General features: G+C 69.8%; 22 protein-coding genes. 6 read left to right on the top strand and 16 right to left on the bottom strand.

What is annotated here, in order from left to right; genetic code table 11:
• The first annotated feature begins 64 nt into the window (after positions 1-64).
• Together WAE60_RS00250 and WAE60_RS00245 are read left to right on the top strand one after the other, a co-directional pair.
• The gene (locus WAE60_RS00250; protein WP_337684271.1) at positions 65-1,354 is read left to right on the top strand and encodes a DUF5690 family protein; all 1,290 of its coding nucleotides are present in this window, start codon (positions 65-67) and stop codon (positions 1,352-1,354) included.
• Positions 1,355-1,430: 76 nt separating this feature from the next.
• Entirely contained in the window at positions 1,431-2,096 is a 666-nt protein-coding gene (locus WAE60_RS00245) for a hypothetical protein (RefSeq protein ID WP_337684270.1), read from the top strand.
• On the opposite strand, the gene WAE60_RS00240 is transcribed toward WAE60_RS00245, so the two are convergent.
• From WAE60_RS00240 to WAE60_RS00200, 9 genes are all read right to left on the bottom strand, one after another.
• Entirely contained in the window at positions 2,093-2,635 is a 543-nt protein-coding gene (locus WAE60_RS00240) for a DUF1697 domain-containing protein (RefSeq protein ID WP_337684268.1), read from the bottom strand. The two genes, WAE60_RS00245 and WAE60_RS00240, sit on opposite strands and share 4 nt — an antisense overlap.
• Positions 2,636-2,696: 61 nt before the next feature.
• Positions 2,697-3,860, bottom strand: a complete 1,164-nt coding sequence (metC, locus tag WAE60_RS00235) for a cystathionine beta-lyase (RefSeq protein ID WP_337684547.1) — start codon at positions 3,858-3,860, stop codon at positions 2,697-2,699.
• A 160-nt stretch (positions 3,861-4,020) separates the two neighbouring features.
• Positions 4,021-4,197, bottom strand: a complete 177-nt coding sequence (locus WAE60_RS00230) for a DUF1843 domain-containing protein (protein ID WP_081916892.1) — start codon at positions 4,195-4,197, stop codon at positions 4,021-4,023.
• Between the two features lie 27 nt (positions 4,198-4,224).
• Positions 4,225-5,091 carry a 3-mercaptopyruvate sulfurtransferase gene (gene sseA / locus WAE60_RS00225; protein ID WP_337684266.1) on the bottom strand — a complete coding sequence of 289 codons (867 nt, stop codon included), beginning with the start codon at positions 5,089-5,091 and terminating at the stop codon, positions 4,225-4,227.
• Between the two features lie 241 nt (positions 5,092-5,332).
• Positions 5,333-5,905, bottom strand: coding sequence for a peptidoglycan recognition family protein (locus WAE60_RS00220; protein WP_337684264.1), 573 nt, complete (start codon positions 5,903-5,905; stop codon positions 5,333-5,335).
• A 102-nt stretch (positions 5,906-6,007) separates the two neighbouring features.
• Complete coding sequence (locus tag WAE60_RS00215; RefSeq protein WP_337684262.1) at positions 6,008-7,006, bottom strand: cysteine synthase A; 999 nt, start codon at positions 7,004-7,006, stop codon at positions 6,008-6,010.
• Between the two features lie 120 nt (positions 7,007-7,126).
• On the bottom strand, positions 7,127-7,408 hold the full coding sequence (locus WAE60_RS00210; RefSeq protein ID WP_029914906.1) for a hypothetical protein: 282 nt from the start codon (positions 7,406-7,408) through the stop codon (positions 7,127-7,129).
• Positions 7,409-7,476: 68 nt separating this feature from the next.
• Positions 7,477-8,712: a cyclopropane-fatty-acyl-phospholipid synthase family protein gene (locus WAE60_RS00205; protein WP_029914904.1), complete on the bottom strand. Its 1,236-nt coding sequence runs from the start codon at positions 8,710-8,712 to the stop codon at positions 7,477-7,479.
• A gap of 67 nt (positions 8,713-8,779) precedes the next feature.
• Positions 8,780-10,237 carry a deoxyribodipyrimidine photo-lyase gene (locus WAE60_RS00200; RefSeq protein ID WP_337684259.1) on the bottom strand — a complete coding sequence of 486 codons (1,458 nt, stop codon included), beginning with the start codon at positions 10,235-10,237 and terminating at the stop codon, positions 8,780-8,782.
• Between the two features lie 62 nt (positions 10,238-10,299).
• Here WAE60_RS00200 and rfaD point away from each other — a divergent pair, with 62 nt between their 5' ends.
• The 4 genes from rfaD (at position 10,300) to WAE60_RS00180 (ending at position 15,290) form a co-directional block, all read left to right on the top strand.
• On the top strand, positions 10,300-11,301 hold the full coding sequence (rfaD, locus tag WAE60_RS00195; RefSeq protein ID WP_337684258.1) for an ADP-glyceromanno-heptose 6-epimerase: 1,002 nt from the start codon (positions 10,300-10,302) through the stop codon (positions 11,299-11,301).
• Positions 11,302-11,403: 102 nt separating this feature from the next.
• The gene (locus tag WAE60_RS00190; protein ID WP_337684256.1) at positions 11,404-12,891 is read left to right on the top strand and encodes an OB-fold domain-containing protein; all 1,488 of its coding nucleotides are present in this window, start codon (positions 11,404-11,406) and stop codon (positions 12,889-12,891) included.
• Between the two features lie 11 nt (positions 12,892-12,902).
• Positions 12,903-14,105 (top strand): acetyl-CoA acetyltransferase, encoded by a 1,203-nt coding sequence (locus tag WAE60_RS00185; protein ID WP_337684254.1) that lies wholly within the window; start codon positions 12,903-12,905, stop codon positions 14,103-14,105.
• Positions 14,106-14,156: 51 nt separating this feature from the next.
• Positions 14,157-15,290, top strand: coding sequence for a DUF3089 domain-containing protein (locus WAE60_RS00180; RefSeq protein ID WP_337684252.1), 1,134 nt, complete (start codon positions 14,157-14,159; stop codon positions 15,288-15,290).
• Positions 15,291-15,441: 151 nt separating this feature from the next.
• Here the strand turns inward: WAE60_RS00180 and WAE60_RS00175 are convergent, their stop codons facing one another.
• The 7 genes from WAE60_RS00175 to tcyJ form a co-directional block, all read right to left on the bottom strand.
• Complete coding sequence (locus tag WAE60_RS00175; RefSeq protein ID WP_337684251.1) at positions 15,442-15,816, bottom strand: DUF6285 domain-containing protein; 375 nt, start codon at positions 15,814-15,816, stop codon at positions 15,442-15,444.
• The gene (locus tag WAE60_RS00170) at positions 15,813-16,838 is read right to left on the bottom strand and encodes a phosphotransferase family protein (protein WP_337684250.1); all 1,026 of its coding nucleotides are present in this window, start codon (positions 16,836-16,838) and stop codon (positions 15,813-15,815) included. The genes WAE60_RS00175 and WAE60_RS00170 overlap by 4 nt, the downstream gene beginning before the upstream one ends.
• Positions 16,825-18,900, bottom strand: coding sequence for an ATP-dependent DNA helicase RecG (recG, locus tag WAE60_RS00165; RefSeq protein ID WP_337684249.1), 2,076 nt, complete (start codon positions 18,898-18,900; stop codon positions 16,825-16,827). The genes WAE60_RS00170 and recG overlap by 14 nt, the downstream gene beginning before the upstream one ends.
• A 147-nt stretch (positions 18,901-19,047) precedes the next feature.
• A complete protein-coding gene (locus WAE60_RS00160) occupies positions 19,048-19,350 on the bottom strand; it encodes a hypothetical protein (RefSeq protein WP_029914888.1) in 303 nt (100 codons plus the stop codon).
• A 62-nt stretch (positions 19,351-19,412) separates the two neighbouring features.
• Entirely contained in the window at positions 19,413-20,153 is a 741-nt protein-coding gene (locus tag WAE60_RS00155) for an amino acid ABC transporter ATP-binding protein (protein WP_337684246.1), read from the bottom strand.
• Positions 20,150-20,806: a cystine ABC transporter permease gene (tcyL, locus tag WAE60_RS00150; protein WP_029914883.1), complete on the bottom strand. Its 657-nt coding sequence runs from the start codon at positions 20,804-20,806 to the stop codon at positions 20,150-20,152. The genes WAE60_RS00155 and tcyL overlap by 4 nt, the downstream gene beginning before the upstream one ends.
• A gap of 55 nt (positions 20,807-20,861) precedes the next feature.
• A complete protein-coding gene (tcyJ, locus tag WAE60_RS00145) occupies positions 20,862-21,671 on the bottom strand; it encodes a cystine ABC transporter substrate-binding protein (RefSeq protein ID WP_337684243.1) in 810 nt (269 codons plus the stop codon).
• Between the last annotated feature and the right edge of the window lie 50 nt (positions 21,672-21,721).

Below are 21,721 nucleotides of genomic sequence, written 5' to 3'. Positions count from 1 at the left end.
ATGTCCCCGGCAGCGCCCCCGGCCGGGCTTGACGGATCGCCCCATTCCACCCGCCCATGAGCTCATGGGGACCACGACACCGACTCAAAGCCCGATCGCCCGCGCCCTGGCCAAGGCGCCGCCGTGGGCCTTCGCCCTCTACGGCGGGCTGGCGGCCTTCGCGGCCTATTTCTCGATGTTTGCCTATCGCAAGCCGTTCACGGCCGCGCATTACGAGCACATGGCCGGCTGGCCGCTGGCCATCGACTTCAAGGTCGCCCTGGTGATCGCCCAGGTCGCCGGCTACGCGGTGTCCAAGATCATCGGCATCAAGGTGATCTCGGAGATGCGGCCCGAGCGGCGCTGGATCGCCATCCTGGCGCTGATCGGCGTGGCCGAGCTGTCGCTGCTGGGCCTGGGCGGCGGCCCGGCGGCGATCGGCCCGCTGGCCCTGTTCGTCAACGGCCTGTGCCTGGGGATGATCTGGGGCCTGGTGTTCGGCTTCGTCGAGGGGCGGCGGCTGTCGGAGGTGCTGGGGGCCATGCTGTGCGCCAGCTTCATCCTGGCCTCGGGCGTGGTGAAATCGGTGGGCAAGAGCCTGCTGCTGCAGGGCGTCGACGAGCGCTGGATGCCCGCCATGGCCGGGCTGTTGTTCACCCCGCTGCTGCTGCTGGCCGTGGCGGCCCTGACCCAGCTGCCGCCGCCGTCGCCGGCCGACGAGGCCGCCCGGGTGCGCCGCGCGCCCATGGACGCCAAGGCCCGCGCCGCCATGTTCGCCGCCCATGCCCCGGCCCTGGCCCTGCTGGTGGCGGTCTATGTGGTGCTGACGGCCCTGCGCGACTTCCGCGACAACTTCGCCGCCGAGATCTGGGCCGAGCTGGGTTTCAAGAACGCCGCGGCGATCTTCTCGCTGTCCGAAATCCCGGTGGCGGCCATCGTGCTGGTGGGCTTAGGCGTGCTCAGTCTGGTGCGCGACAACCGCCGGGCGGTCGGCTTCAACTTCGCCTTCGTGGCCCTGGGCTTCGCCCTGCTGGGCCTGGCGACCCTGGGCTGGCGCCTGGGCCTGATCGGCCCCGTGGCCTGGATGATCGCGACGGGGGCGGGCGTCTACATGGCCTACACGCCCTTCAACGGCATGCTGTTCGACCGGCTGATCGCCGCGACGGGGCAGGTGGGGACGGCCGGCTTCCTGATCTATGTCGCCGACTCCTGCGGCTATGTCGGCAGCGTCTCCCTGCTGCTGACCCGCTATTTCGCGCACCTGGACCTGGCCTGGAGCGGGTTCCTGGCCAATGCGGCCTACGGGACCTGCGTGTTCGGCCTGATCGGCACGGCGGCGGCCTGGCGGCTGCTGAGGTTGCCCAAGCCCGGCTGACGGTTCGCTCCTGGATTGTGCTGCGGCCCGAGTTCGCGCAAGCTTCGCCTTTCGCAACGCCGCCGCCGGAGCCGCCATGTCCACGATCCAGGAAATCCAGATCGCCGTCGACCCCACCACCCTGGCCGCTCTCAAGGACCTGGGCTACGCGCTCTATGCGCTGCGGGCGATCGACACCAACAACGCCGGGGCCAAGGCGCTGGTCTGGGCGGCGGTCGGGGACTTCCTGAGCCAGACCACGCTCGCGATCCCATCGACCTTGCAGGCCCATGTGACGACAAGCGGAAGCGTGATCGACGTATCGGTCGGCGCCGACGTGGTGCTGGGCGACGTGTTCACCTACGTCGCCGGCGGCCCGCCCACGGTGACGCCGGGTGGCAATCCCCGCGGCGTGACCGTGCTCAACGGCACGACCGACCCGTTGACGGCGGGTCTCGGCGCGGGACCGACCACGCCGTTCGTGTCGGCGCCGCTCTACGGCCTGGGCGGCGACATCTTCGCGCCGAAGGACAGCTTCCTGGTCACGTTCTCGACCGCCGGCCTCGGCCCCGGCGCCGTGCTCAACACCTCGAGTTCGCAAAGCCTGTTGATCGACATGACCGGCCAGGCTCAGGTCGCCGTCAGCTTCGACATCAACAAGGGCTGGAACTACGGCGGGGCGAGCTGGGGGCGGACCGTGCCGGCGGGCGCGAACCTGCAGAAGACGCTGATCACGACCATGCCGATGGCCAAGCGGGCCTAGCCGTCCAGCATCGCCTCCAGGGCCAGGACGGTGGTCCAGTTCCGGCCGGTGATCCGCGCGCCCAGGGTCTTCTCGACCAGGCTGTTGGTCAGTTTCGAGCCGCCGACGCCGTCGGGATAGACGGCGTAGAGCTGGCGGCTTTCGGCCCGCACCTGCTCGCGGCCGCGGATGGCCGCGCGCAGGGCGCCGACGGCCTTCTTGTCCGGGGCGTCCTTCAGGAACAGGGTCATCAGCCAGCCCGGGTCCTGGGCGGCGAACTCGGGGAACGGGTTGGCGGCGACCAGGGCGCGCCAGGCGTCGGCGGTGCGGACATAGACGTCGGTGCGCAGCGAGAAGCGGTCCATCAGCGCGGTCTCGATCTGGGTCTGCAACTCGGCGCCCGTCTGTCCGCCGCTGGCGAACACCAGGTCGCCGACCTTGGGACCGGTGCGCGCGTCCGCATGGCCCAGCTCGGTCAGCAGGGCGGTCAGCTCCTCGGCCGCGACCTGGCGGTTTCCGGCGGCGTTGACGCCGCGCAGCAGGGCGATGTGGACGGTCATGGGCGGGCCTTTCGAACGAGGCGGTTCTCTAGACCTTCCGGGCCGCGCCGTCGCGATGGATTTACGCCTTGGCCAGCGCTTCGAAGCCGCGTTCGAGGTCGGCCTTGAGGTCGGCGATGCTTTCCAGGCCCACGTGAAGGCGCAGCAGCGGCCCTTCCAGGTTCACCGGCACGGTGCGGTTCTTCAGCTGCGGGTCGCAGTGGATGGCCAGGCTCTCGTAGCCGCCCCACGAGAAGCCCAGGCCGAACAGGTCCAGGGCGTCGAGGAAGGCGTGGACGGCCTTCTGCGAGCAGGGGCTCAGCACCACGCCGAACAGGCCGCAGGCGCCGGTGAAGTCGCGCTTCCACAGGGCGTGGCCCGGATCGGTCTCCAGGGCCGGGTGCAGCACGCGCGACACCTCGGGCCGGTCCTGCAGCCAGCGGGCGATCTTCAGACCGGCGGCTTCGTGGGCGGGGAGGCGGGTGGTCAGGGTCCGCAGGCCGCGCAGCACGGTGTAGGCGTCGTCGGGCGACACCGACCAGCCGATGTCCCACATGGCGTCGCCCAGCTGGTTGCCGATCACGTTGTCGGCGGTGGCGGCGCTGCCCATGAACACGTCCGAGTGGCCGCCGACATACTTGGTCAGGGCCTGGACGCTGATGGTCACCCCGTGGGCCAGGGGCTTGAAGTAGAAGCCGGCCGCCCAGGTGTTGTCGATCAGGGTCAGGACGCCCCGGGCGTTGGCGGCGGCGGCGATGGCCGGGATGTCCTGCATCTCGAAGGTCAGCGAGCCGGGGGCCTCCAGCAGGATCATCCGGGTGGCCGGCCCGCACAGGGCCATCAGGGCGTCGGGCGACAGGGCGGGGTCGTAGTAGGTGGTCTTGACGCCGAAGCGGGTCAGGACGCGGTCGCAGAACCGGCGGGTGGGCTTGTAGGCGCTGTCGACCACCAGGATCTCGTCGCCGGCCTTCAGCAGGGCCAGCATCACGCCGGTGATCGCCGCCAGGCCCGAGGGGTACAGGGTCACGTCCGGCGAGCCCTCCAGCTCGGCCAGGGCCAGCTGCAGGTTGGCGGGTGAGGACAGGCCGGTGATGCCGTAGGTCAGCTGGTCGTCGTCGTACAGCGACGCGGCGTTGGGCATCAGCACCGTCGAGCCGCGCTGGACCGGCGGATTGACCGTGCGGGCCAGCACCGTGCCCTCCCTGGGCGGCGCGCCTCGACGGATCAGGCGGGTTTCTTCATCCAGGGGCATGGGCGGACTCGGGCTGAACTCGGGCGACGACGAAGCCCTTGTCGTTTACGGCGCGGGGGCGAACCCGTTCAAGGTGGGAAATCTGCAGGGGACTGGAGATCGGCTGGACCGCTCCGCCGGAGCCTGTGCGCCGGCCTGCGGGTTCCCGGCGACCTCAGCCTTCATGCTCTTCCAGCTTGGAGATCTCGACCCTGAGCAGTTGGACCATGGTGGCGACATCTCCGTACGTCGCCAGATGCTGTTCGGCCACGGCCAAGACCGCCTTGAGGCGGGGGAGGTCACCCTTCCTGATCGCGTCGATCACGCCCTGGTGGGAGTACTGGCTGCTCATGGGCTTTTTCCTTGTGCGGGGCGTCGCCTAGACTTGGACCGGTGCGGCCGCGCCCGTCGCCACCGGCACGTCCTCGCGGCCGCCCCATTCCGTCCACGACCCGTCGTAGACCGCCGCTCGGGGCTTGCCGAGCCGCGCCAGGGCCAGGGAGACGGCGGCGGCGGTGATGCCCGAGCCGCAGGTGGTGACGATCGGCTTGTCGATGTCGACCCCGGCGGCCTTGAACACCTCGGCCAGGCGATCGGCGGGCAGCATGGTCCCGTCCGACGCCAGGATGGCCGACAAGGGCACGTTGCGCGAGCCGGGGATGTGGCCGCCGCGCAGGCCGGCGCGGGGTTCAGGGTCGCGGCCCTCGAAGCGGCCGGCGGCGCGGGCGTCGATCACCTGCTCGCGGCGGGTGTCGAGATTGGCCTTCATCTGGTCGATCGAGCGGACGATGTCGGCCTGGTAGCGCGGGGTGAAATGGCGCTCCTGCGGGCTGACGGCGAGGTCGTCGACCGGGCGGCCCTCGGCGATCCACTTGGGCAGGCCGCCGTCCAGCACCACCACGTCCTCGTGGCCCATGGCTCGGAATTCCCACCAGACGCGGGCGGCGGGCAGGATGCCGCTGGTGTCGTAGACGACGATCCGCGAGCCGTCGCCCAGGCCCAGCTTCTTGACCCGCGAGGCGAACTTGATGGGCGAGGGCAGCATGTGCGGCAGGGGCGAGGTCTCGTCCGAGATCTCGTCGATGTCGAAGAACACCGCGCCCGGGATGTGGGCCTGCTCGTACTCGGCCTTGGGATCGCGTTTCGCGGCCGGCATGTGCCACGAGCCGTCGACCACGCGCACGTCCGGCGCATCGAGGTGCGCGGCCAGCCAGGCGGTCGAGACGAGGGGATCGGCGTGGGTCATGAGGATAAGCCTTTCGGGGTCCGACTCGCCCCTTCGAGAAGGCGGGCAAGATCACGCGATCGGCGGTGAGGGGCAAGCGATTGGGCCTGCATTTCCACGCTCCCCCTGACCCGCTCATCCCGGCGAATGCCGGGGCCCAGATCCTATGGCTGTGCGGATGACTGGAGGGGCGTGGAGGCCATGGCGTCCGCCACGCCGCTATTCCATCTGGGTCCCGGCATTCGCCGGGATCAGCGGAACCTTACGGATGCGCCTCGCTGAGGCTGTGCTCCTTGGCCTCTTCCTCCATCTTGTCCTGGACCCGCTGGATGACCTCCAGCTTCTTGACGTTCTTGCCCGGGCAGGCGTGGGTCGTTTTGGGGTCCTCGCGGTGCAGGCGCATGGTGTTCGGGTCCAGGCCCAGCACGGCCGACAGGGTGGCCATGGCCGCCACGACGTTATCGCGCACCAGGGCGCCGCGGCCGGTGTCGAAGGCGTCCTTGTCGAAATCGCCCAGCATCTCGATGCCCAGGGCCACGCTGTTCCAGCTGGGCGAGTGGACGCCGGACGTGGTCAGGGGCGTGAAGACCCAAATCTGCTTGTCGTCGACGAACAGGTGCGGTCCCGCGCTCCATTTCTGATTGTCGCGGTAATAAGCCTCGAGGTTCTTGATGTGCTGCTCGGTCAGGCCCTGCGGGCGCTGATCCAGCGACGGCACGCCGGTGTTGTGCAACACGATGAAATTAGGTCGCCAGGTCGACCACTTCAGGCCTTCGCAATAGGTCTCGAACCCTTCCGGCGAGAAGCTCTTGCCGACGATACCCTTCCAAGCCATCAGGCCCTCCCGGTGCGACTTCCCTCGATCCTGCACCGGATGGTTGAATTCCGCAACTTCTCGGTCAGCGTGATGCCCATTACCCGTATGCCGAGCTTGGCCTTACATCCAGGGCGGAGTCGGCAGGCCTTTCTCGGCCAGGAAGGCGGGATTGAAGAGCTTGCTCTGGTAGCGCGAGCCGTGGTCGCAGAGCACGGTCACGATGGTGTGGCCGGGGCCCATGGCCCGGGCCATGCGCACGGCGCCGGCCACGTTGATGCCGGTCGAACCGCCCAGGCACAGGCCTTCGTGCTGCACCAGGTCGAAGACCTGCTCCAGCATCTCCTCGTCGCTGACGCGGAAGGGATAGTCGATCGCCAGGCCTTCCAGGTTGGCGGTGATCCGGCCCTGTCCGATGCCCTCGCTGATCGAATTGCCCTCGGCCTTCAGCTCGCCGTCGGCGTACCAGCTGTACAGCGACGCGCCGTGTGGGTCGGCCAGGCCGATCTTCACCGAGGGCTTGCGGGCCCGCAGGGCGGCGGCGACGCCGGCCAGGGTGCCGCCCGAGCCGATGGCGCAGATGAAGCCGTCGACCTTGCCGTCGGTCTGTTCGAAGATCTCCGGCCCCGTGGTGTCGAAATGGGCCTGTCGGTTGGCGACGTTGTCGAACTGGTTGGCCCAGATCGCGCCGTTCGGCTCGGTCTTCGCCAGCTCCTCGGCCAGGCGGCCGGAGTAGCGGACATAGTTGTCGGGGTTGGAGTAGGGGACGGCGTCCACCTCGACCAACTCGGCGCCCAGCAGGCGGATGGCGTCCTTCTTCTCCTGGCTTTGGGTGCGGGGAATGACGATCGTGGTCTTGTAGCCCAGGGCCGAAGCGACCATCGCCAGGCCGATGCCGGTGTTGCCGGCCGTGCCCTCGACGATCCGGCCGCCGGGCCGCAACAGGCCTTTGGCCTCGGCGTCGCGGATGATGCCCAGGGCCGCGCGGTCCTTGACCGATTGGCCGGGGTTCATGAACTCGGCCTTGCCGAGAATCTCGCAGCCGGTGGCGTCGCTGGCGCGGTTGAGGCGGATCAGGGGCGTGTCGCCGATAGCGTCCAGGACGCTGGTCTTTACGGTCATCTCTTCGGTCCGGCCGGTCGTAAGGTCGGTAGGGTAGATCGTGATGCGCGCCCGGTAAGCAAGGCCAGTTTTCCTGAAGGCGACCCTCGTGGACGCTTCTGGGCCCGTTTCAGCGCAGGTTCAATCCAGGCGCTGGGTGACGATCACGTTCAGCAGGGCCAGGGCGCCGTTGACCGTCGCCGCCGCGCACCAGGCGCCGTGCAGGCCCTCCACCTCGACCAGGTGGTTCTCGATGGCGTCAACCATGATGCCCTCGGCCACGGGGAACGAGGCGTCGCCCAGCAGTTGCTCGTCCTCCAGCTCCTTGCACCAGGCGGCGACCGCGTCCGTCGGCGTGTCGGCCTCGAACTGGGTGATGTAGGTGCCGCCGTGGAAATCGAGGACCAGGGTGTAGAGGTTCATCGGGCCGACCTCGGACGCGCGCTCGCGCGGGGATGCAGGTCAAAGGTCGGCACGACGGCCGGCCTTCGCTAGACCCTGGCGAGACCCAGCTGGATCACATTGGTGCGTTCCGTGCGGAAACCGGCCTCGCAATAGCTGAGATAGAACCGCCACAGCCGGCGGAACCGCTCGTCGAAACCCAGGCCCTTGATGTCCTCCCAGGCCGCCTCGAACCGCGTGGCCCATTCGGCCAGGGTGTCGGCGTAGTTCTGGCCGAAGCGGGTGACGCCGGTCCACGACAGGCCCGCGGCGTCGGTCTCCTGCTTCAGCCGCGCCTCGCTGGGCAGCATGCCGCCCGGGAAGACGTAGCGCTGGATGAAGTCGGTGCGGCTGCGATAGCGGGCGAACAGCTCGTCGCGGATGGTGATGATCTGCAGGCCGGCCCGGCCGCCCGGCGACAGGACCTCGCGGATCTTGCCGAAATAGGTGGGCCAGTACTCCTCGCCCACGGCCTCGAACATCTCGATCGAGGCGACGCTGTCGAACTGGCCCTGGACGTCGCGGTAGTCGATCAGCCGTATGTCGGCCTTCTCGGCCAGGCCCTGGTCGAACAGGCGCTTCCTGGCGAAGTCGTGCTGGGCCTGCGAGATGGTGACCCCGGTCACCTTGGCGCCCACCTCCTTGGCCGCGAACTCGGCGAAGCCGCCCCAGCCGCAGCCGATCTCCAGCACGTGCTGGCCGGGCCTGAGATCGATCGAGCGGGCCAGGGCCGCGTACTTGGCGTGCTGGGCCTGGTGCAGCGGCTGGCTGGGCGCTTCGTACAAGGCCGACGAATAGGTCATCGTCGGGTCCAGCCACCGCGAATAGAAGCTGTTGCCCAGGTCGTAGTGGGCGTGGATGTTCTTGCGCGAGCCTGCCCGGTCGTTGCGATGGAACAGGTGGTAGAGCTTGTTGACCGCGAGCATGACCGGATTGCCGCGCACGAGGGCGGTCAGCCGGTCGAAGTTCAGCGAGAAGGCCTCCAGCACCGCCGACAGATCGGGCGTGTCCCACTCGCCGGCCATATAGCCCTCGGCGAAGCCGATGCCGCCGGCGGCCAGGACCCGGCGGATGAAGCGATAGTCGTGGATGCGAACCACCGCGTCCGGCCCCGGCGCCTTGCCGACGATGCGCATCGGCTTTCCGGAGGGCAGGACGAAGGTCAGGTTGCCGGCCGCCCAGTTCTCCACGGCGAGGCGGAGGGCGGTGCGGAAGGCGGCCGGGGCGCGACGCAGTTCCGGGTCGCGGGCCGTGGCCGGCCAGGTCGAAGGCAGGATATCGGTCATCGACGGTCCCATCCCAAACTTGATGACGAAAGTAAGAACTCTCGGGACCGACCTGTAAATGGGGTTACTACCTGGCCGCGTGGAGCGCCTGATCTCCCCTGAGGCCGCGATAGGCCTCGAGCGCGCGTTCGCGCGCCGCCGAATGCCCCACGATCGGTTCCCCATAGAGACGCTTGGCCGCGCCGTTCAGTTGCGCCGCGGCCTTCCAGGGCTCGTGGATCGTCGCATCAGGCAGGCCGGCCAGTTCCGGGATCCAGCGGCGGACATAGGTCCCGGCGGGGTCGAACTTCTGGCCCTGGGCGATCGGATTGAAGATCCGGAAATACGGTGCGGCGTCGGCCCCGCCGCCGGCCACCCACTGCCAGTTGCCGACATTGTTGGCCAGGTCGGCGTCGACAAGCGTGTCCCAGAACCAGGCCTCGCCCCGGCGCCAGTCGACCAGCAGGTGCTTGACCAGGAACGAGGCGGCGATCATCCGCACGCGGTTGTGCATGAAGCCGGTGGCCCACAGCTCGCGCATGCCGGCGTCGACGATCGGATAGCCGGTCTCGCCCCGCGTCCAGGCCTCGAAGCCGGCGTGGTCGCTCACCCAGGGAAAGGCGTCGAACTCGGGCCGGAAGCTGGTCTTCGGCAGGTCGGGATGGTGGAACAGGATCGCGTGGTTGAACTCCCGCCAGCCGATCTCGGACAGGAACTTCTCGATCTGGCCGGCGGGGGCGTCGCCCGCCTCGACGGCGTTGCGGGCGGCGACCCAGACCTGGCGCGGGCCGATCTCGCCGAAATGCAGGTGTGGCGACAGGCGCGAGGTGGCCTCGACGCCCGGCAGATCGCGCTTGCGCTGGTAGTCGTCGACCGGGCCCGACAGGAAGTCGTCCAGCCGCTCCCGCGCGCCGGCCTCGCCGGGCGTCCACAGGTCGAAGCCCTTGGACCAGTCGGGCCTCGTCGGATGCAGCTTCCAGCCCGCCAGCGCCTCGGTGCGCGGCCAGTGCTCGGGCGCGGCCAGGGCCTTGGGCGCGGGCTCGACATGGACCTGGTGCAGATGCTCCCGCGCCGCGCGCCAGTAGGGCGTGAACACCTTGTAGGGCTGGCCGGCGCCGTTCCTCACCGTCCAGGGCTCGTTCAGCAGGCCGGCGTCGAAGCTTTCGCAGGCGACGCCTTCGTCCTTCAGCCAGGCCTTGATGTCGGTGTCGCGGTCGATCGCTGCGGCGTCGTAGAGGCGGTTCCAGACCACGGCCGCGGGCCGGGCGTGGGCGACGACCTCCGCCAGCACCTCGCGCGCCGGGCCGCGCCGCAGGATCAGGCGCGAGCCGATCGCCTCCAGCGCGTCGGCCAGGGCGGCCAGCGACTTGTCGAGCCACCACAGGGACGCCCCGCCCATCGGTCGCACGCCGGGCGTCTGGTCCAGGATGTAGAGCGGGATCACCGGCCGGCCGGGCGCCGCCGCGGCGGCGAGGGCGGGGTTGTCGGCCAGGCGCAGGTCGTTGCGCAGCCAGACGATGACAGGGCCGTCCCGATCGATCCGCACGTTCACTCCGACGCCCAGTCCAACACCTTGTTCCTGTCGCCCCCTGTGCCATAACGCGGATCATGTCCAGACGCGTCATCCTCGTCACCGGCGGCGCCGGGTTCATCGGCTCCAACATCGTCGCCAAGCTGTGCGAGGACGACAGCCTCGACGTCGTGGTCTGCGACTGGCTGGGCGAGGCCGCCGAGAACAAGTGGAAGAACCTGGCCAAGTCGCCGATCGCCGACTTCGTTCCGCCCGAGGACCTGTTCGAGTGGCTGGCCGAGCGCGGCGACGAGGTCGAGCTGGTCATCCACATGGGCGCGATCTCGTCGACCACCGAGCCGGACGCCGACCTGATCGTGGAATCCAACTTCGTGCTGTCGCGCGACCTGTGGCGCTGGTGCGCCCAGCACAAGCGGCGGCTGATCTACGCTTCTTCGGCGGCGACTTACGGCGACGGCCAGCAGGGCTTCGACGGCAAGGACGACATCGAAAGCCTCAAGGCCCTGCGGCCGCTGAACGCCTACGGCTGGTCCAAGGCCCTGTTCGACATCTACGCCGTCCGCGAAGCCGCCCGCGGCCATGCGCCGGCCCAGTGGGTGGGGCTGAAGTTCTTCAACGTCTACGGGCCCAACGAGCAGCACAAGGGCGGCATGAAGTCGGTCGTCTGCCAAATCTGGCCGCAGGTGGCCGAAGGGCAGGGCGTGAAGCTCTTCAAGTCGCACCACCCCGACTACGAAGACGGCGGCCAGCTGCGCGACTTCGTCTATGTGCGCGACGTGGCCGACGTGGTCGCCTGGCTGGCCAAGAGCCCGCACGTCAACGGCGTCTACAACCTGGGTTCGGGCAAGGCCCGTTCGTTCAAGGCCCTGGCCGAGGCGACGTTCCGGGCGATCGGCCGCGAGCCCGACATCGACTATTTCGACATGCCCGAAGTGCTGCGCGGCAAGTACCAGTACTTCACGGAGGCCGACATGAGCCGCCTGCGCGCCGCCGGCTACAACGCGGCGATGACCTCGCTGGAGGACGGCGTCGAGGACTATGTGGCCGGGTTCCTGAACACCGACGATCCCTATCGCTGATCGGCGCGCGCCTGACGTCAGGTCACACTTGCCGACCCCTTCCGCGAGCGTAAGCTAACCGCTGATAAGTCGCCGAAACGGGCGATGGTCAGGGAGTGGAACATGGTCGGCATCGCCGCCTGGGGCGCCTATGCGCCGCGTCTTCGGCTCAGCCGCAAGGCGGTCACCGAGGCCAACGCCTGGGTCGCGCCGAACCTGCGGGCCAAGGCCAAGGGTGAGCGGTCCATGGCCAACTGGGACGAGGACGCCCTGACCATGGCGGTCGAGGCGGCCCGCGACGCCCTGGGGCCGGACGACGACCGCTCGGCCGTCGACGCCCTCTATTTCGCTTCGACCACGGCGCCGTTCGTCGATCGCCAGAACGCCGGCATCGTCGCCGCCGCCCTGACCCTGGAGACGTCGATCGCTTCGGCCGACGTCACCGGCTCGCAGCGCTGCGGCCTCTCGGCCCTGGGCCAGGCCCTGGCGGCAGTGAAGGGCGGGGCGGCCCGGCGCGCCCTGGTGGCGACCGGCGAGCACCGGCGGGCCCGGGCGGCCTCGACCCAGGAGCTGGACAACGGCGACGGCGCGGCGGCCTTCGTGATCGACGCCGAGGGCGGCGTCGCCGAGTTCCTGGGCCAGGGCAGCGTCACCGACGACTTCGTCGACCACTTCCGGGGCGCCGACAGCGACTTCGACTACGGCTGGGAGGAGCGCTGGATCCGCAACGAGGGCATCGTCAAGCTGGTCCCGCCGGCCATCCGGCGGGCGCTGGAGGTTTCGGGCCTAAGCGCTTCCGACGTCTCGCATTTCTGCTTCCCGTCGACGTTCTCGGGCATGGCCACCAGCCTGGCCAAGACGATCGGGATCGCCCCCGAGGCGGTGCGCGACAACCTGGCCCTGACCTTGGGCGAGGCCGGCTGCGCCCACGGCCCGCTGATGCTGGCCCATGCCCTGGAGCAGGCCAAGCCGGGCGAGGTGATCCTGGTCGCCCAGTTCGGCCAGGGCGCCGAGGCCCTGGTGTTCCGCGTCGGCGACGGCGTCGGGAACAACCGCCCGGCGCGCGGCGTCGCGGGCTCGCTGGCCGATCGAAAAGACGAGACCAACTATCTGAAATTCCTGACCTTCAACGGCCTGGTCGAATGGGACAAGGGCATGCGGGCCGAGAAGGACAACAAGACGGCCCTGACCACCCTCTACCGCAACCAGGACATGATCCTGGGCCTGGTCGGCGGCCGCTGCCGCGAGACCGGCGTGGTCCAGTTCCCGCGCACCCGCATCTCGGTGGCGCCCAACAATCCCGGCGTCGACACCCAGGAGCCGTACCGCTTCGCCGAGCGCAAGGCGTCGGTCCTCAGCTATTCGGCCGACTACCTGACCTTCTCCATGAGCCCGCCCAACCACTACGGCATGATCGTCTTTGAGGGCGGCGGGCGGATCATGATGGACATCACCGACGTCGAGCCCGGCGAGGTCGACAGCGGCCTGCCGGTCAAGATGGTGTTCCGCATCAAGGACGTCGACGAGAAGCGGGGCTTCGTCCGCTACTTCTGGAAGGCCGCCCCCGACCGCGCGGCCATGGCCAAGAACACCGCCCTGGCGGCGGAATAGGGAGCATCACCATGGCCAAGGGCATCCGCGACAAGGTCGCCATCCTGGGGATGGGCTGCAGCAAGTTCGGCGAGCGTTGGGACGCCGGGCCCGACGACCTGATGGTCGAGGCCTATGTCGAGGCGATGCAGGACGCCGGCATCGAGCCCAGTCAGCTGGACGCGGCCTGGTTCTCGACCCACATCGACGAGCTCGGGACCGGCAAGGGCGGCACGCCGCTGTCGATCGCCCTGCGACTGCCCAACATCGCCGTCACCCGGGTGGAGAACTTCTGCGCCTCGGGCTCGGAAGCTTTCCGGGGCGCGGTCTACGCCGTGGCGGCGGGGGCGGCCGACATCGCCATCGCCGTGGGCGTGGAGAAGCTGAAGGACACCGGCTACGGCGGCCTGCCGGTCGGCAATCCCGGCACGCTGGCGCCGCAGGTCATCCCCAACGGCTCGGCGCCCGGCAACTTCGCCCAGCTGGCCAGCGCTTACCGCGCCAAGCACGGGGTCTCGCGCGAGGACCTCAAGCGGGCCATCGCCCACGTCTCGGTCAAGAGCCACGCCAACGGCGCCAAGAACCGCAAGGCCCACCTGCAGAAGGCGGTGACGGTGGAGCAGGTGCTGAACGCCCCGATGATCGCCGAGCCGCTGGGCCTGTTCGACTGCTGCGGCGTGTCGGACGGGGCGGCCGCCGCCATCGTCACCACGCCCGAGATCGCGCGGTCGCTGGGCAAGCGCGACCTGGTCACGGTCAAGGCCCTGCAGCTGTCGGTCTCCAACGGCTACGAGAGCCAGTACAACGGCTGGGACGGCAGCCACTTCCACACCGCCCGCATCGCCGCCGGCAAGGCCTATCGCGAGGCCGGCATCGAGCGCCCGCGCGAGCAGATCTCGATGATGGAGGTGCACGACTGCTTCTCGATCACCGAGCTGGTGACCATGGAGGACCTGTTCATCTCGCCCGAGGGCCAGGGCTGGCGCGACGTGCTGGACGGCTTCTACGACGCCGACGGCGGCCTACCGTGCCAGATCGACGGCGGGCTGAAATGCTTCGGCCACCCGATCGGGGCCTCGGGCCTGCGCATGCTCTACGAGATGTACCTGCAGCTGCAGGGACGGGCCGGCGAGCGCCAGCTGAAGGACCCGGTGTTCGGCATGACCCACAATCTGGGCGGCGCGCCGGCCAGCAACGTCTGCTCTGTGGCGATCATCGGACAGGAAGGCGCGTAAGGGGTTCCGCGCCGGCTCGCGCCTTGGCCCGGCTTCGTGTAACGAGGGGCCATGGCCGAGCGGTTCAAGGGTTTCAAGCGTTGGATCTTCGCGGGGACGGTCCTGTTCCTGGCGATGGTCGTGTCGGCGGCGTTCTACTGGCGCTACGACATCCTGCGCACCACCCTCGACCCCAAGATCCCCTTCCAGACCTACGACCCGCCGCCGGCCCCGAACTACGCCAAGCCCGACGCCTGGGCCCTGCGGCCGCAGCGTGACGCGGCGGCCCGCGTGACGGCCGACGTCTTCTTCGTCCATCCCACCAGCTATGACGGCGGCCGCGACTGGAACGCGCCGTTCGACCAGGTCAAGGCCGAGCGCGACCTGTCCCGGGTGATGCTGCCCAACTACGCCGCGCCGTTCGCGCGGGTCGGGCGGATCTTCGCGCCGCACTATCGCCAAGCCAGCCTCTACACCTTCCTGACCCTGCGCGACGACGCCCGCGACGCCCGGCGCTTCGCCTATGACGATGTCCGCGACGCCTTCCGCTACTACCTGGAGCACGACAACGGCGGACGACCGCTGGTGCTGGTCGGGGTGGAGCAGGGCGGGGTCCTGGCCGATCGCCTGCTGAAGGAGGAGATCGTCCCCGATGCGGCGCTGCGCGAGCGCCTGGCCGGGGTCTATCTGATCGAGACCGTGGTGCCGGCCGACACCTTCGGGCCCGACGCGCCCGCGCCGGCCTGCGCCGGTCGCAATCAAGCCGGTTGCGTGGTCGCCTGGGCGTCGCTGACCGACGGCGATTTCCAGCGCGCCCAGGAGCTGTCCAACCGCTCGCTGGTCTGGAACCGGGACGGCGAACTGGTCACGATCGACGGCCGGGCGCCGCTGTGCGTCAATCCGCTGCTGGGCGCCCGCAACGAGATCCGCGCCCCGGCCAAGCTGAACCTGGGCGCGGCCAACGCCACGGGGCTGGAGTGGGGCTCGCGTCCGGCCCTGCTGAAGCGCCAGGTCTGGGCGCAGTGCGAGAACGGCCTGCTGCACACGGGCCGGCCCAAGTCGACCTCTCTGCGCGATAGCGGGTCCTGGACCGACCGGCGCAAGGTCGACGGCTTCAACCTGTTCTGGGCCGACATCGAGGCCGACGCCCTGGCGCGCGTGGCGGCGCTGAAGGCGCGGACCGCGACGGCGACCGTCCCTCAATAGTCATCCCCCAAATCCGCTCATCCCGGCGAATGCCGGGACCCAGATCCTGTGGCGGTGTGGATGACTGGACGAGCTCCGAGTTCCTGGCGTCAGCCTCAAAGCCATTCCATCTGGGTCCCGGCATTCGCCGGGATGAGCGGTGGAGGGATTCTCAACGGGGCGCGCTTTCAGATCGCAGCGCCGCCAAACCCCAGTAGCTTGGCTGGTCGATCGCGACCTGGTCCAGGGCGCCGGCCTTCAGATGGGCCAGCACGGCCGGGTCCAGCGGCGCCAGGCGGCCGTCGCGCAGCCGGGCGCAGAGCTCGGCGTTCAGGGTCTCGAAGTCGCCGTCCCGTTCCAGCAGGGCGCGCAGCCGTTCCACCGCCGCCGCCTCGGCCGCCGGTCCAAGGGCCGCTTCGCGTTCGAGGGTGGCGCGGGCGTTGTCGGCGACCCGGGCGATGAAGGCGGCGCGGGCGTCGCCGGGCGGGCCCGCCTCGACGCCGGCCAAGGCCTCGGTCAGTTCGGCGGCGGTCGGGTGGGTGATCATGCGGCCTGCTCCATCAGCAGCACCAGGTCGATCTCGGTCTCGCTGGCCCGACGGCCGATCATCGCCCGTTCGATCGAGCGGTCGGCGCCGCTGGCGAAGCTGGCGTACATCATCAGGCACATGACGCCCCATTTCAGCGAGCCCAGGGCCTGCCAGAACAACAGCCGGTCCAGCGACACCGGCTCGCCCTCGGCCGCGGCGTGGCCGTCCAGCAGCTCCTGGTAGTCGCCGAAGCCGCCCACCGGTCGTCGCCATTCACCGAACCGCCAGGAATTGACGCAAATCCAGCCCAGGTCCTCGGCCGGGTCGCCCAGGTGGGCCAGCTCCCAGTCCAGCACCCCCACCAGGCCCCCTTTGGGGGACGGGGCGGGCGAGATCATCAGGTTGCCGTTCCGGAAGTCGCCGTGCACCAGCACCGGACGCTGCAGCGGCGGCGGGGCGCGCTCCTCCAGCCAGCGGAAGGCCGCCTCGAACACCGGCCGCCGGGCGCCGGACTGGCGGTAGACGGTCTCGTAGCGCGCCAGTTCGCTGGCGGCGTCCGACACGTTCAGGGGCGGCAGGCCGTCCAGGGGCGTGGCGTGGATCGTCGCCAGCACCTCGCCGCAGCGCCGGGCCAGGCCAGGACGGACGGCGGCGAAGGCCTCGTCGCGCACGATCCGCTTGCCCAGGGTCTCGCCCGACAGCCGGCGCATGACGTAGGCCTCGCCCAGACCGTCGGCGGGCTGGCAGACGCGGACGACTTCAGGCACGGGCGCGCCGCGCGGGCCGATGGCGGCCTGCAGGGCGGCCTCGGTCGACAGGGGCAGGGCGGCGGCGCTCATCGCCCCGCCCGGCGGCCGCCGGCGCAGGATCAAGGGTGTGCCGTCGTCGAGGTCGAAGGTCCAGGTCTCCTGGCTGGCCCCGCCCGACAGCCGGCGGACATTCAGCGCCGCCGTCGCGGCGGTGGACAGGCGCGGGGCCAGGGCGGAAAGGGCGGCGGAGACGTCCATGTCGCCAGCCTCCCTCGCTTCACCCAGCGTCATTCAAGGGGGAGGCGGCCTTCCAGTCGAACAGCTCCTGCAGGGTCCGCACCGCCTGGCCGCGCGGGCTGGTCAGGTCGGGGTCGCGGGCCAGGATCAGCCGGGCGTCGTCGGCCGCCGCGGCGATCAGGTCGCGATGGGCGACAGGGTCGGCCAGGCGGTAGGCGGGGAAGCCGCTCTGCTTGAGGCCCAGCGGATCGCCGCCGCCGCGCAGCTCCAGGTCCTTCTCGGCGATCTCGAAGCCGTCGTCGGAGCGACGCAGGATGTCCAGCCGCTGCTGGGCGGTCTCCGACAGCGGCGGGTCGTAGAGCAGCACGCACGAGCTCTCGCGCGCCCCGCGCCCCACGCGCCCGCGCAGCTGGTGCAGTTGGGCCAGGCCGAAGCGGTCGGCGTGCTCGATGACCATGATGCTGGCGTTGGGCACGTTGACCCCGACCTCGACCACGGTGGTGGCGACCAGGACGCTGACCTCGCCGTCGACGAAGGCCTGCATCACCGCGTCCTTCTCGGCGGCCGGCATCTGGCCGTGGACCAGGCCGACGCTGGGGCCGATCGCCTGGCGCAGGGAGGCGGCGCGCATCTCGGCGTCGCGCAGGTCGATCTTTTCGGACTCAGACACCAGCGGGCAGATCCAGAAAGCCTGGGCGCCGGCTTCCGAGGCGGCCTTCAGCCGGGCGATGATCTCGGGGATGCGCGGCGTCGGGACGGCGCGGGTGGCGACCGGCGTGCGGCCCGGCGGCTTCTCGTCGATGCGCGAGACGTCCAGGTCGCCGAACACCGTCAGCTCCAGGGTGCGCGGGATCGGGGTGGCCGACATGGCCACCAGATGGGCGCCGGTCCCCTTGTCCTGCAGGCGCTTCCTCTCATTGACGCCGAAGCGATGCTGCTCGTCGATGATGGTCAGGCCCAGGGCGTGGAAGGCGACGTCGTCCTGGAACAGGGCGTGGGTGCCCACGGCCACGGCGGCCGAGCCGTCGGCCAGCTTGGCCAGCTTCGAGGCCCGGACCGAGCCCTTGTCGCGGCCGGTCAGCAGGATCACCGCCAGGCCTTGGGCCTCCAGCGGCGGGGCCAGGGTCTCGTAGTGCTGGCGGGCCAGGATCTCGGTCGGGGCCATCAGGGCCGATTGCAGGCCGCTGGAAGCGGCGTCGGCCATGGCCAGCATGGCCACCACCGTCTTGCCCGAGCCGACGTCGCCCTGCAGCAGCCGGGCCATGCGCTCGCCGCTGACCATGTCGCCGCGCACCTCCGACAGCGCCCGGATCTGGGCGCCGGTCAGCTTGAAGGGCAGGGCCTTCTCGACGGCGTCGGACAGGTCGCCGGCGACGATGCGCGGGGCGGGGTGCGAGCGCTTGCCGGCCTTGCGCTGGGCCAGGGCCAGCTGGTGGGCCAGCAATTCGTCGAAGGCCAGTCGGCGGCGGGCGACCGACATCGGGGACAGGTCGATTTCGGCCTGCGGGTTGTGGACCAGGGCCAGGGCCTCGCGCCAGCCCGGGAAGCCGCTCTTGGCCAGCCAGGCCGGGTCCTGCCACTCGGGCAGGGCGGCGGCGCGCTCCAGGGCCTCCTGGGCGAACTTGCGGAAGGTGCGCGAGGGCAGGCCGGCCGTGGCCGGATAGACCGGCTCGACGGCCGGGATCTCGCCGGCCTTCTCCGCGTCCAGCAGATAGTCCGGATGGGCGATCTGGATCTCGGATCCGAAGCGCTCGACCTTGCCGCTGACGGCCCGCTTGGCGCCGACGGGATGCTGGCGCTCCAGGTGAGGGCCGTGGCCCTTGAACCAGGTCAGGGTGACGAAACCGTGCTCGTCCCAGGTCCGGACCCGCCAGGGCTGGCCCGAGCGCTGCGGCGGCAGGTGGGCGTCGATGGTGACCAGGAAGGTCTGGACCTGGCCGTCCACGGCGCGGTCGCTGGTGGTCACCGTCCGGCGGATCAGGCCCTGGGGCGTCGTAAACAGCACGTCGCGCACGATCGGCCCCGCCAGGCGCTCGACCAGCGGCGCGACGCGCGGCCCCACGCCCTTCAGCGTGGAGACCGGCGTGAACAGCGGAAAGAGAATCTCGGGGCGCATGCTGACGCCACCATAGCGAAGCCTGCGCCGGATGTGGACGCCGCCGATGTTCTCTTTTCGTACCTGATTGCGAAAGGAAGCTCGACCGTACGAGGTCGGACGGATCCCGGGGCGACGATTCTGTCAGCCGTGGGATCCTGGAAGGGCCTATTCGCCCTTGTTCATGACCGGCCGGACGGCCGCCACGATGTCCTGCAGCTCATCCGAGCGCGAGGCGCCCGAGACGTTCAGGCGGGTGTAGAGATACTCGGCCTTGTGCTTCAGCGAGGCCTCGGGGAAGCGGTTGCCGGCCCCGTGCAGGTTGTTGGCCTCGCCCGCGTAGACGACAGTCCCCGCCGCATCGACGAAGACGAAATTGCCGGCGATGGTCGTCCGGGGATCGCGATCCTCGGCCAGCTTGTAACGGTAGACAGCGCCCGAAGCGCCTTGCAGATCGATATAGGGTTTCACAGGACCTCGCCTCACAGCACACGGCGTCGGCGGAGAGGAGGTGAGGGGCGCCGGAGGCCAAATTATGACCTTAGGCCGCTCACCTTGCTGAGGAATCGCCGCGTGCGCTCTTCCTTAGGCGAACCGAGCACGGCGGCGGAAGGGCCTTGTTCAATAATAACGCCGTCATCCATGAAGAGCGTCCGATCGGCCACATCGCGGGCGAAGTCCATCTGGTGGGTCACGATGACCATGGTGCGCTTCTCGGCGGCCAGGTCGCGGATCACCGTCAGCACCTCGCCGACCAGTTCCGGATCGAGCGCCGAGGTCGGTTCGTCGAAGAGGATGACCTCCGGGTCCATGGCCAGGGCGCGGGCGATGGCGCAGCGCTGCTGCTGGCCGCCGGACAGCTCGCGCGGATAGGCGTCGACCCGGTGGGCCAGGCCCACCTTGGTCAGCAGGGCGCGGGCCTTGTCGTGGGCTTCGCCCGGCTTGACGCCACGCACCACGATCAGGCCCTCGGCCACGTTCTGCAGGGCCGTGCGGTGCGGGAAGAGGTTGAAGCTCTGGAAGACGAAGCCGACCCGGCCCTTCAGGGCGCGGGCCAGCGGCGGCTTGGATCCAGCTGTGACGCCGGCCACGGTCAGGGTCCCGCCGTCGATGACCTCCAGCCCCGCCAGGCAGCGCAGCAGGGTGCTCTTGCCCGAGCCGCTGGGGCCGATGACCGCGACGGTCTCGCCGGGCGTCACCGTCAGGTCGACGCCGTTCACGACGGTGGTCGCGCCGAAGCGCTTGACCAGGCCCTTGGCGTCGATGGCGCTCATCTGCGGCCCTCCGCGCGGCGTTCCAGACGGGTCTGGCCCAGGGCCAGCAGGCTGGACAGGACCCAGTAGACGGCGGCGGCCGCCAGATACATGGCGAAAATCTCGTAGGTGCGGGCGGTGATCAGCTGGGCCTGGCGGAACAGCTCGGGCACCTGGATCGTGGCGGCCAGGGAGGTGTCCTTGACCAGGCTGATGAAGCTGTTGGACAGGGGCGCGACGGCGGTGCGGGCGGCCTGGGGCAGGATTACCCGGCGCAGGGTCTGGCCGCGGCTCATGCCCAGCACGCTGGCGGCCTCCCACTGGCCCTTGTCGACGGCGGCGATGGCGCTGCGCAGGATCTCGCCGGCATAGGCGCCGATGTTGATCGAGAAGCCGATCCCGGCCGCCAGCAGCGGCGGCAGCTCGATCCCCAGCTGCGGTAGGCCGTAATAGATCAGGAACAGTTGGACCAGCAGCGGCGTGCCCCGGATCGCCGAGACATAGACCGCCGCCGGCCAACGCAGCAGGGGGCTGCGCGACAGCCGCATCAGGGCCAGGCCGAAGCCGATCACCAGGCCCACCCCCATGCCGATCACGCTGAGCAGCACGGTGTAGACCGCGCCCTTCAGCAGCAGCGGCGCGGACTGGGCGACGAGGTCGAGGGCGGGATTCATCGAGCGGAGGCCGGGGACACGGACAGGGACATGGCCCCGATCCTAGCGCGGGATATCACTTCGTCACGTCCTGCCCGAACCACTTGATCGAGATGGCCGCCAGCTGACCGTTGGCGCGCAGGGCGTCGATGGCCTGGTCGATCGTCACCTTCATCGCCGGATCGCGCAGCATGGCCACGCCCATGCCCTGGCTGGCGAACGGCGGGCCCGAGGCCTCGAAGTCGGGCGTGGTCTTGACGAAGTCGGCGGCCACCAGCCGGTCGTTGAGCACGGCGTCGATGCGGCCGGCCTTCAGGTCCTGGTACTTGGTGGGGTCGTCGTCATAGGTGCGGACGACGGCCTTGGGAGCATTGGCCCGCAGCCAGGTCTCGTAGTTGGTGCCCAGGCCCACGCCCACCTTCTTGCCGGCCAGGTCGGCGGGGGCGGCGATGCCGGTCTGGCCCTTGCGGACGATGATCTGGATGCCCGAGACCGTGTAGGGCCGCGAGAAGTCGTACTTGGCCGCCCGCTCGGGGGTAATGGTGATCTGGTTGATCACCACGTCGATGCGCTTGGATTCCAGCGCGCCCAGCAGGCCGGCGAACGGCGAGGGGTGGAACTCGGCCTTGACGCCCATCTGGGCGGCCAGGGCCTTGGCGAAGTCGACCTCGAAGCCGGCCAACTGGCCGTCCTTGTCCTGGAAGTTGAACGGCGGATAGGTGCCTTCCAGCCCGACGCGCAGGACCTTGGTCGATTCGACGCGCTTGAGGCCGGTCTCGGTCACGTCGCCGGTCTTGCCCCCGCAGGCGGCCAGGGCGCCGAGGCCGAGCGCGACGGCGCCCACGCCCAGGGCGGTCAGGAATTCACGACGAGCGGGGAATCGCATGCGAAGCCTCGAAAGACGAAAGTCAGGCGCGCATTTCTATACGCCCCACG

Origin of the sequence: Caulobacter sp. CCG-8, assembly GCF_037402475.1 — a bacterium.
In the GTDB taxonomy this organism is placed as follows: Bacteria; Pseudomonadota; Alphaproteobacteria; order Caulobacterales; family Caulobacteraceae; genus Caulobacter.
Note: the sequence above shows the minus strand (reverse complement) of the source record. Positions and strands in the feature narration are given on the sequence as shown.

Excerpts from the sequence above, each read along its gene's own strand:
- WAE60_RS00155 (WP_337684246.1), bottom strand. The coding sequence starts at position 20,153 with ATGAGCGCCATCGACGCCAAGGGCCTGGTCAAGCGCTTCGGCGCGACC.
- rfaD (WP_337684258.1), top strand. The coding sequence starts at position 10,300 with ATGTCCAGACGCGTCATCCTCGTCACCGGCGGCGCCGGGTTCATCGGC.
- WAE60_RS00185 (WP_337684254.1), top strand. The coding sequence starts at position 12,903 with ATGGCCAAGGGCATCCGCGACAAGGTCGCCATCCTGGGGATGGGCTGC.
- WAE60_RS00175 (WP_337684251.1), bottom strand. The coding sequence starts at position 15,816 with ATGATCACCCACCCGACCGCCGCCGAACTGACCGAGGCCTTGGCCGGC.
- WAE60_RS00170 (WP_337684250.1), bottom strand. The coding sequence starts at position 16,838 with ATGACGCTGGGTGAAGCGAGGGAGGCTGGCGACATGGACGTCTCCGCC.
- tcyJ (WP_337684243.1), bottom strand. The coding sequence starts at position 21,671 with ATGCGATTCCCCGCTCGTCGTGAATTCCTGACCGCCCTGGGCGTGGGC.
- WAE60_RS00220 (WP_337684264.1), bottom strand. The coding sequence starts at position 5,905 with ATGGCTTGGAAGGGTATCGTCGGCAAGAGCTTCTCGCCGGAAGGGTTC.
- sseA (WP_337684266.1), bottom strand. The coding sequence starts at position 5,091 with ATGACCCACGCCGATCCCCTCGTCTCGACCGCCTGGCTGGCCGCGCAC.
- WAE60_RS00250 (WP_337684271.1), top strand. The coding sequence starts at position 65 with ATGGGGACCACGACACCGACTCAAAGCCCGATCGCCCGCGCCCTGGCC.
- tcyL (WP_029914883.1), bottom strand. The coding sequence starts at position 20,806 with ATGAATCCCGCCCTCGACCTCGTCGCCCAGTCCGCGCCGCTGCTGCTG.
- WAE60_RS00240 (WP_337684268.1), bottom strand. The coding sequence starts at position 2,635 with ATGACCGTCCACATCGCCCTGCTGCGCGGCGTCAACGCCGCCGGAAAC.
- WAE60_RS00210 (WP_029914906.1), bottom strand. The coding sequence starts at position 7,408 with ATGAACCTCTACACCCTGGTCCTCGATTTCCACGGCGGCACCTACATC.
- recG (WP_337684249.1), bottom strand. The coding sequence starts at position 18,900 with ATGCGCCCCGAGATTCTCTTTCCGCTGTTCACGCCGGTCTCCACGCTG.
- WAE60_RS00190 (WP_337684256.1), top strand. The coding sequence starts at position 11,404 with ATGGTCGGCATCGCCGCCTGGGGCGCCTATGCGCCGCGTCTTCGGCTC.
- WAE60_RS00230 (WP_081916892.1), bottom strand. The coding sequence starts at position 4,197 with ATGAGCAGCCAGTACTCCCACCAGGGCGTGATCGACGCGATCAGGAAG.
- WAE60_RS00205 (WP_029914904.1), bottom strand. The coding sequence starts at position 8,712 with ATGACCGATATCCTGCCTTCGACCTGGCCGGCCACGGCCCGCGACCCG.
- WAE60_RS00245 (WP_337684270.1), top strand. The coding sequence starts at position 1,431 with ATGTCCACGATCCAGGAAATCCAGATCGCCGTCGACCCCACCACCCTG.
- WAE60_RS00180 (WP_337684252.1), top strand. The coding sequence starts at position 14,157 with ATGGCCGAGCGGTTCAAGGGTTTCAAGCGTTGGATCTTCGCGGGGACG.
- WAE60_RS00215 (WP_337684262.1), bottom strand. The coding sequence starts at position 7,006 with ATGACCGTAAAGACCAGCGTCCTGGACGCTATCGGCGACACGCCCCTG.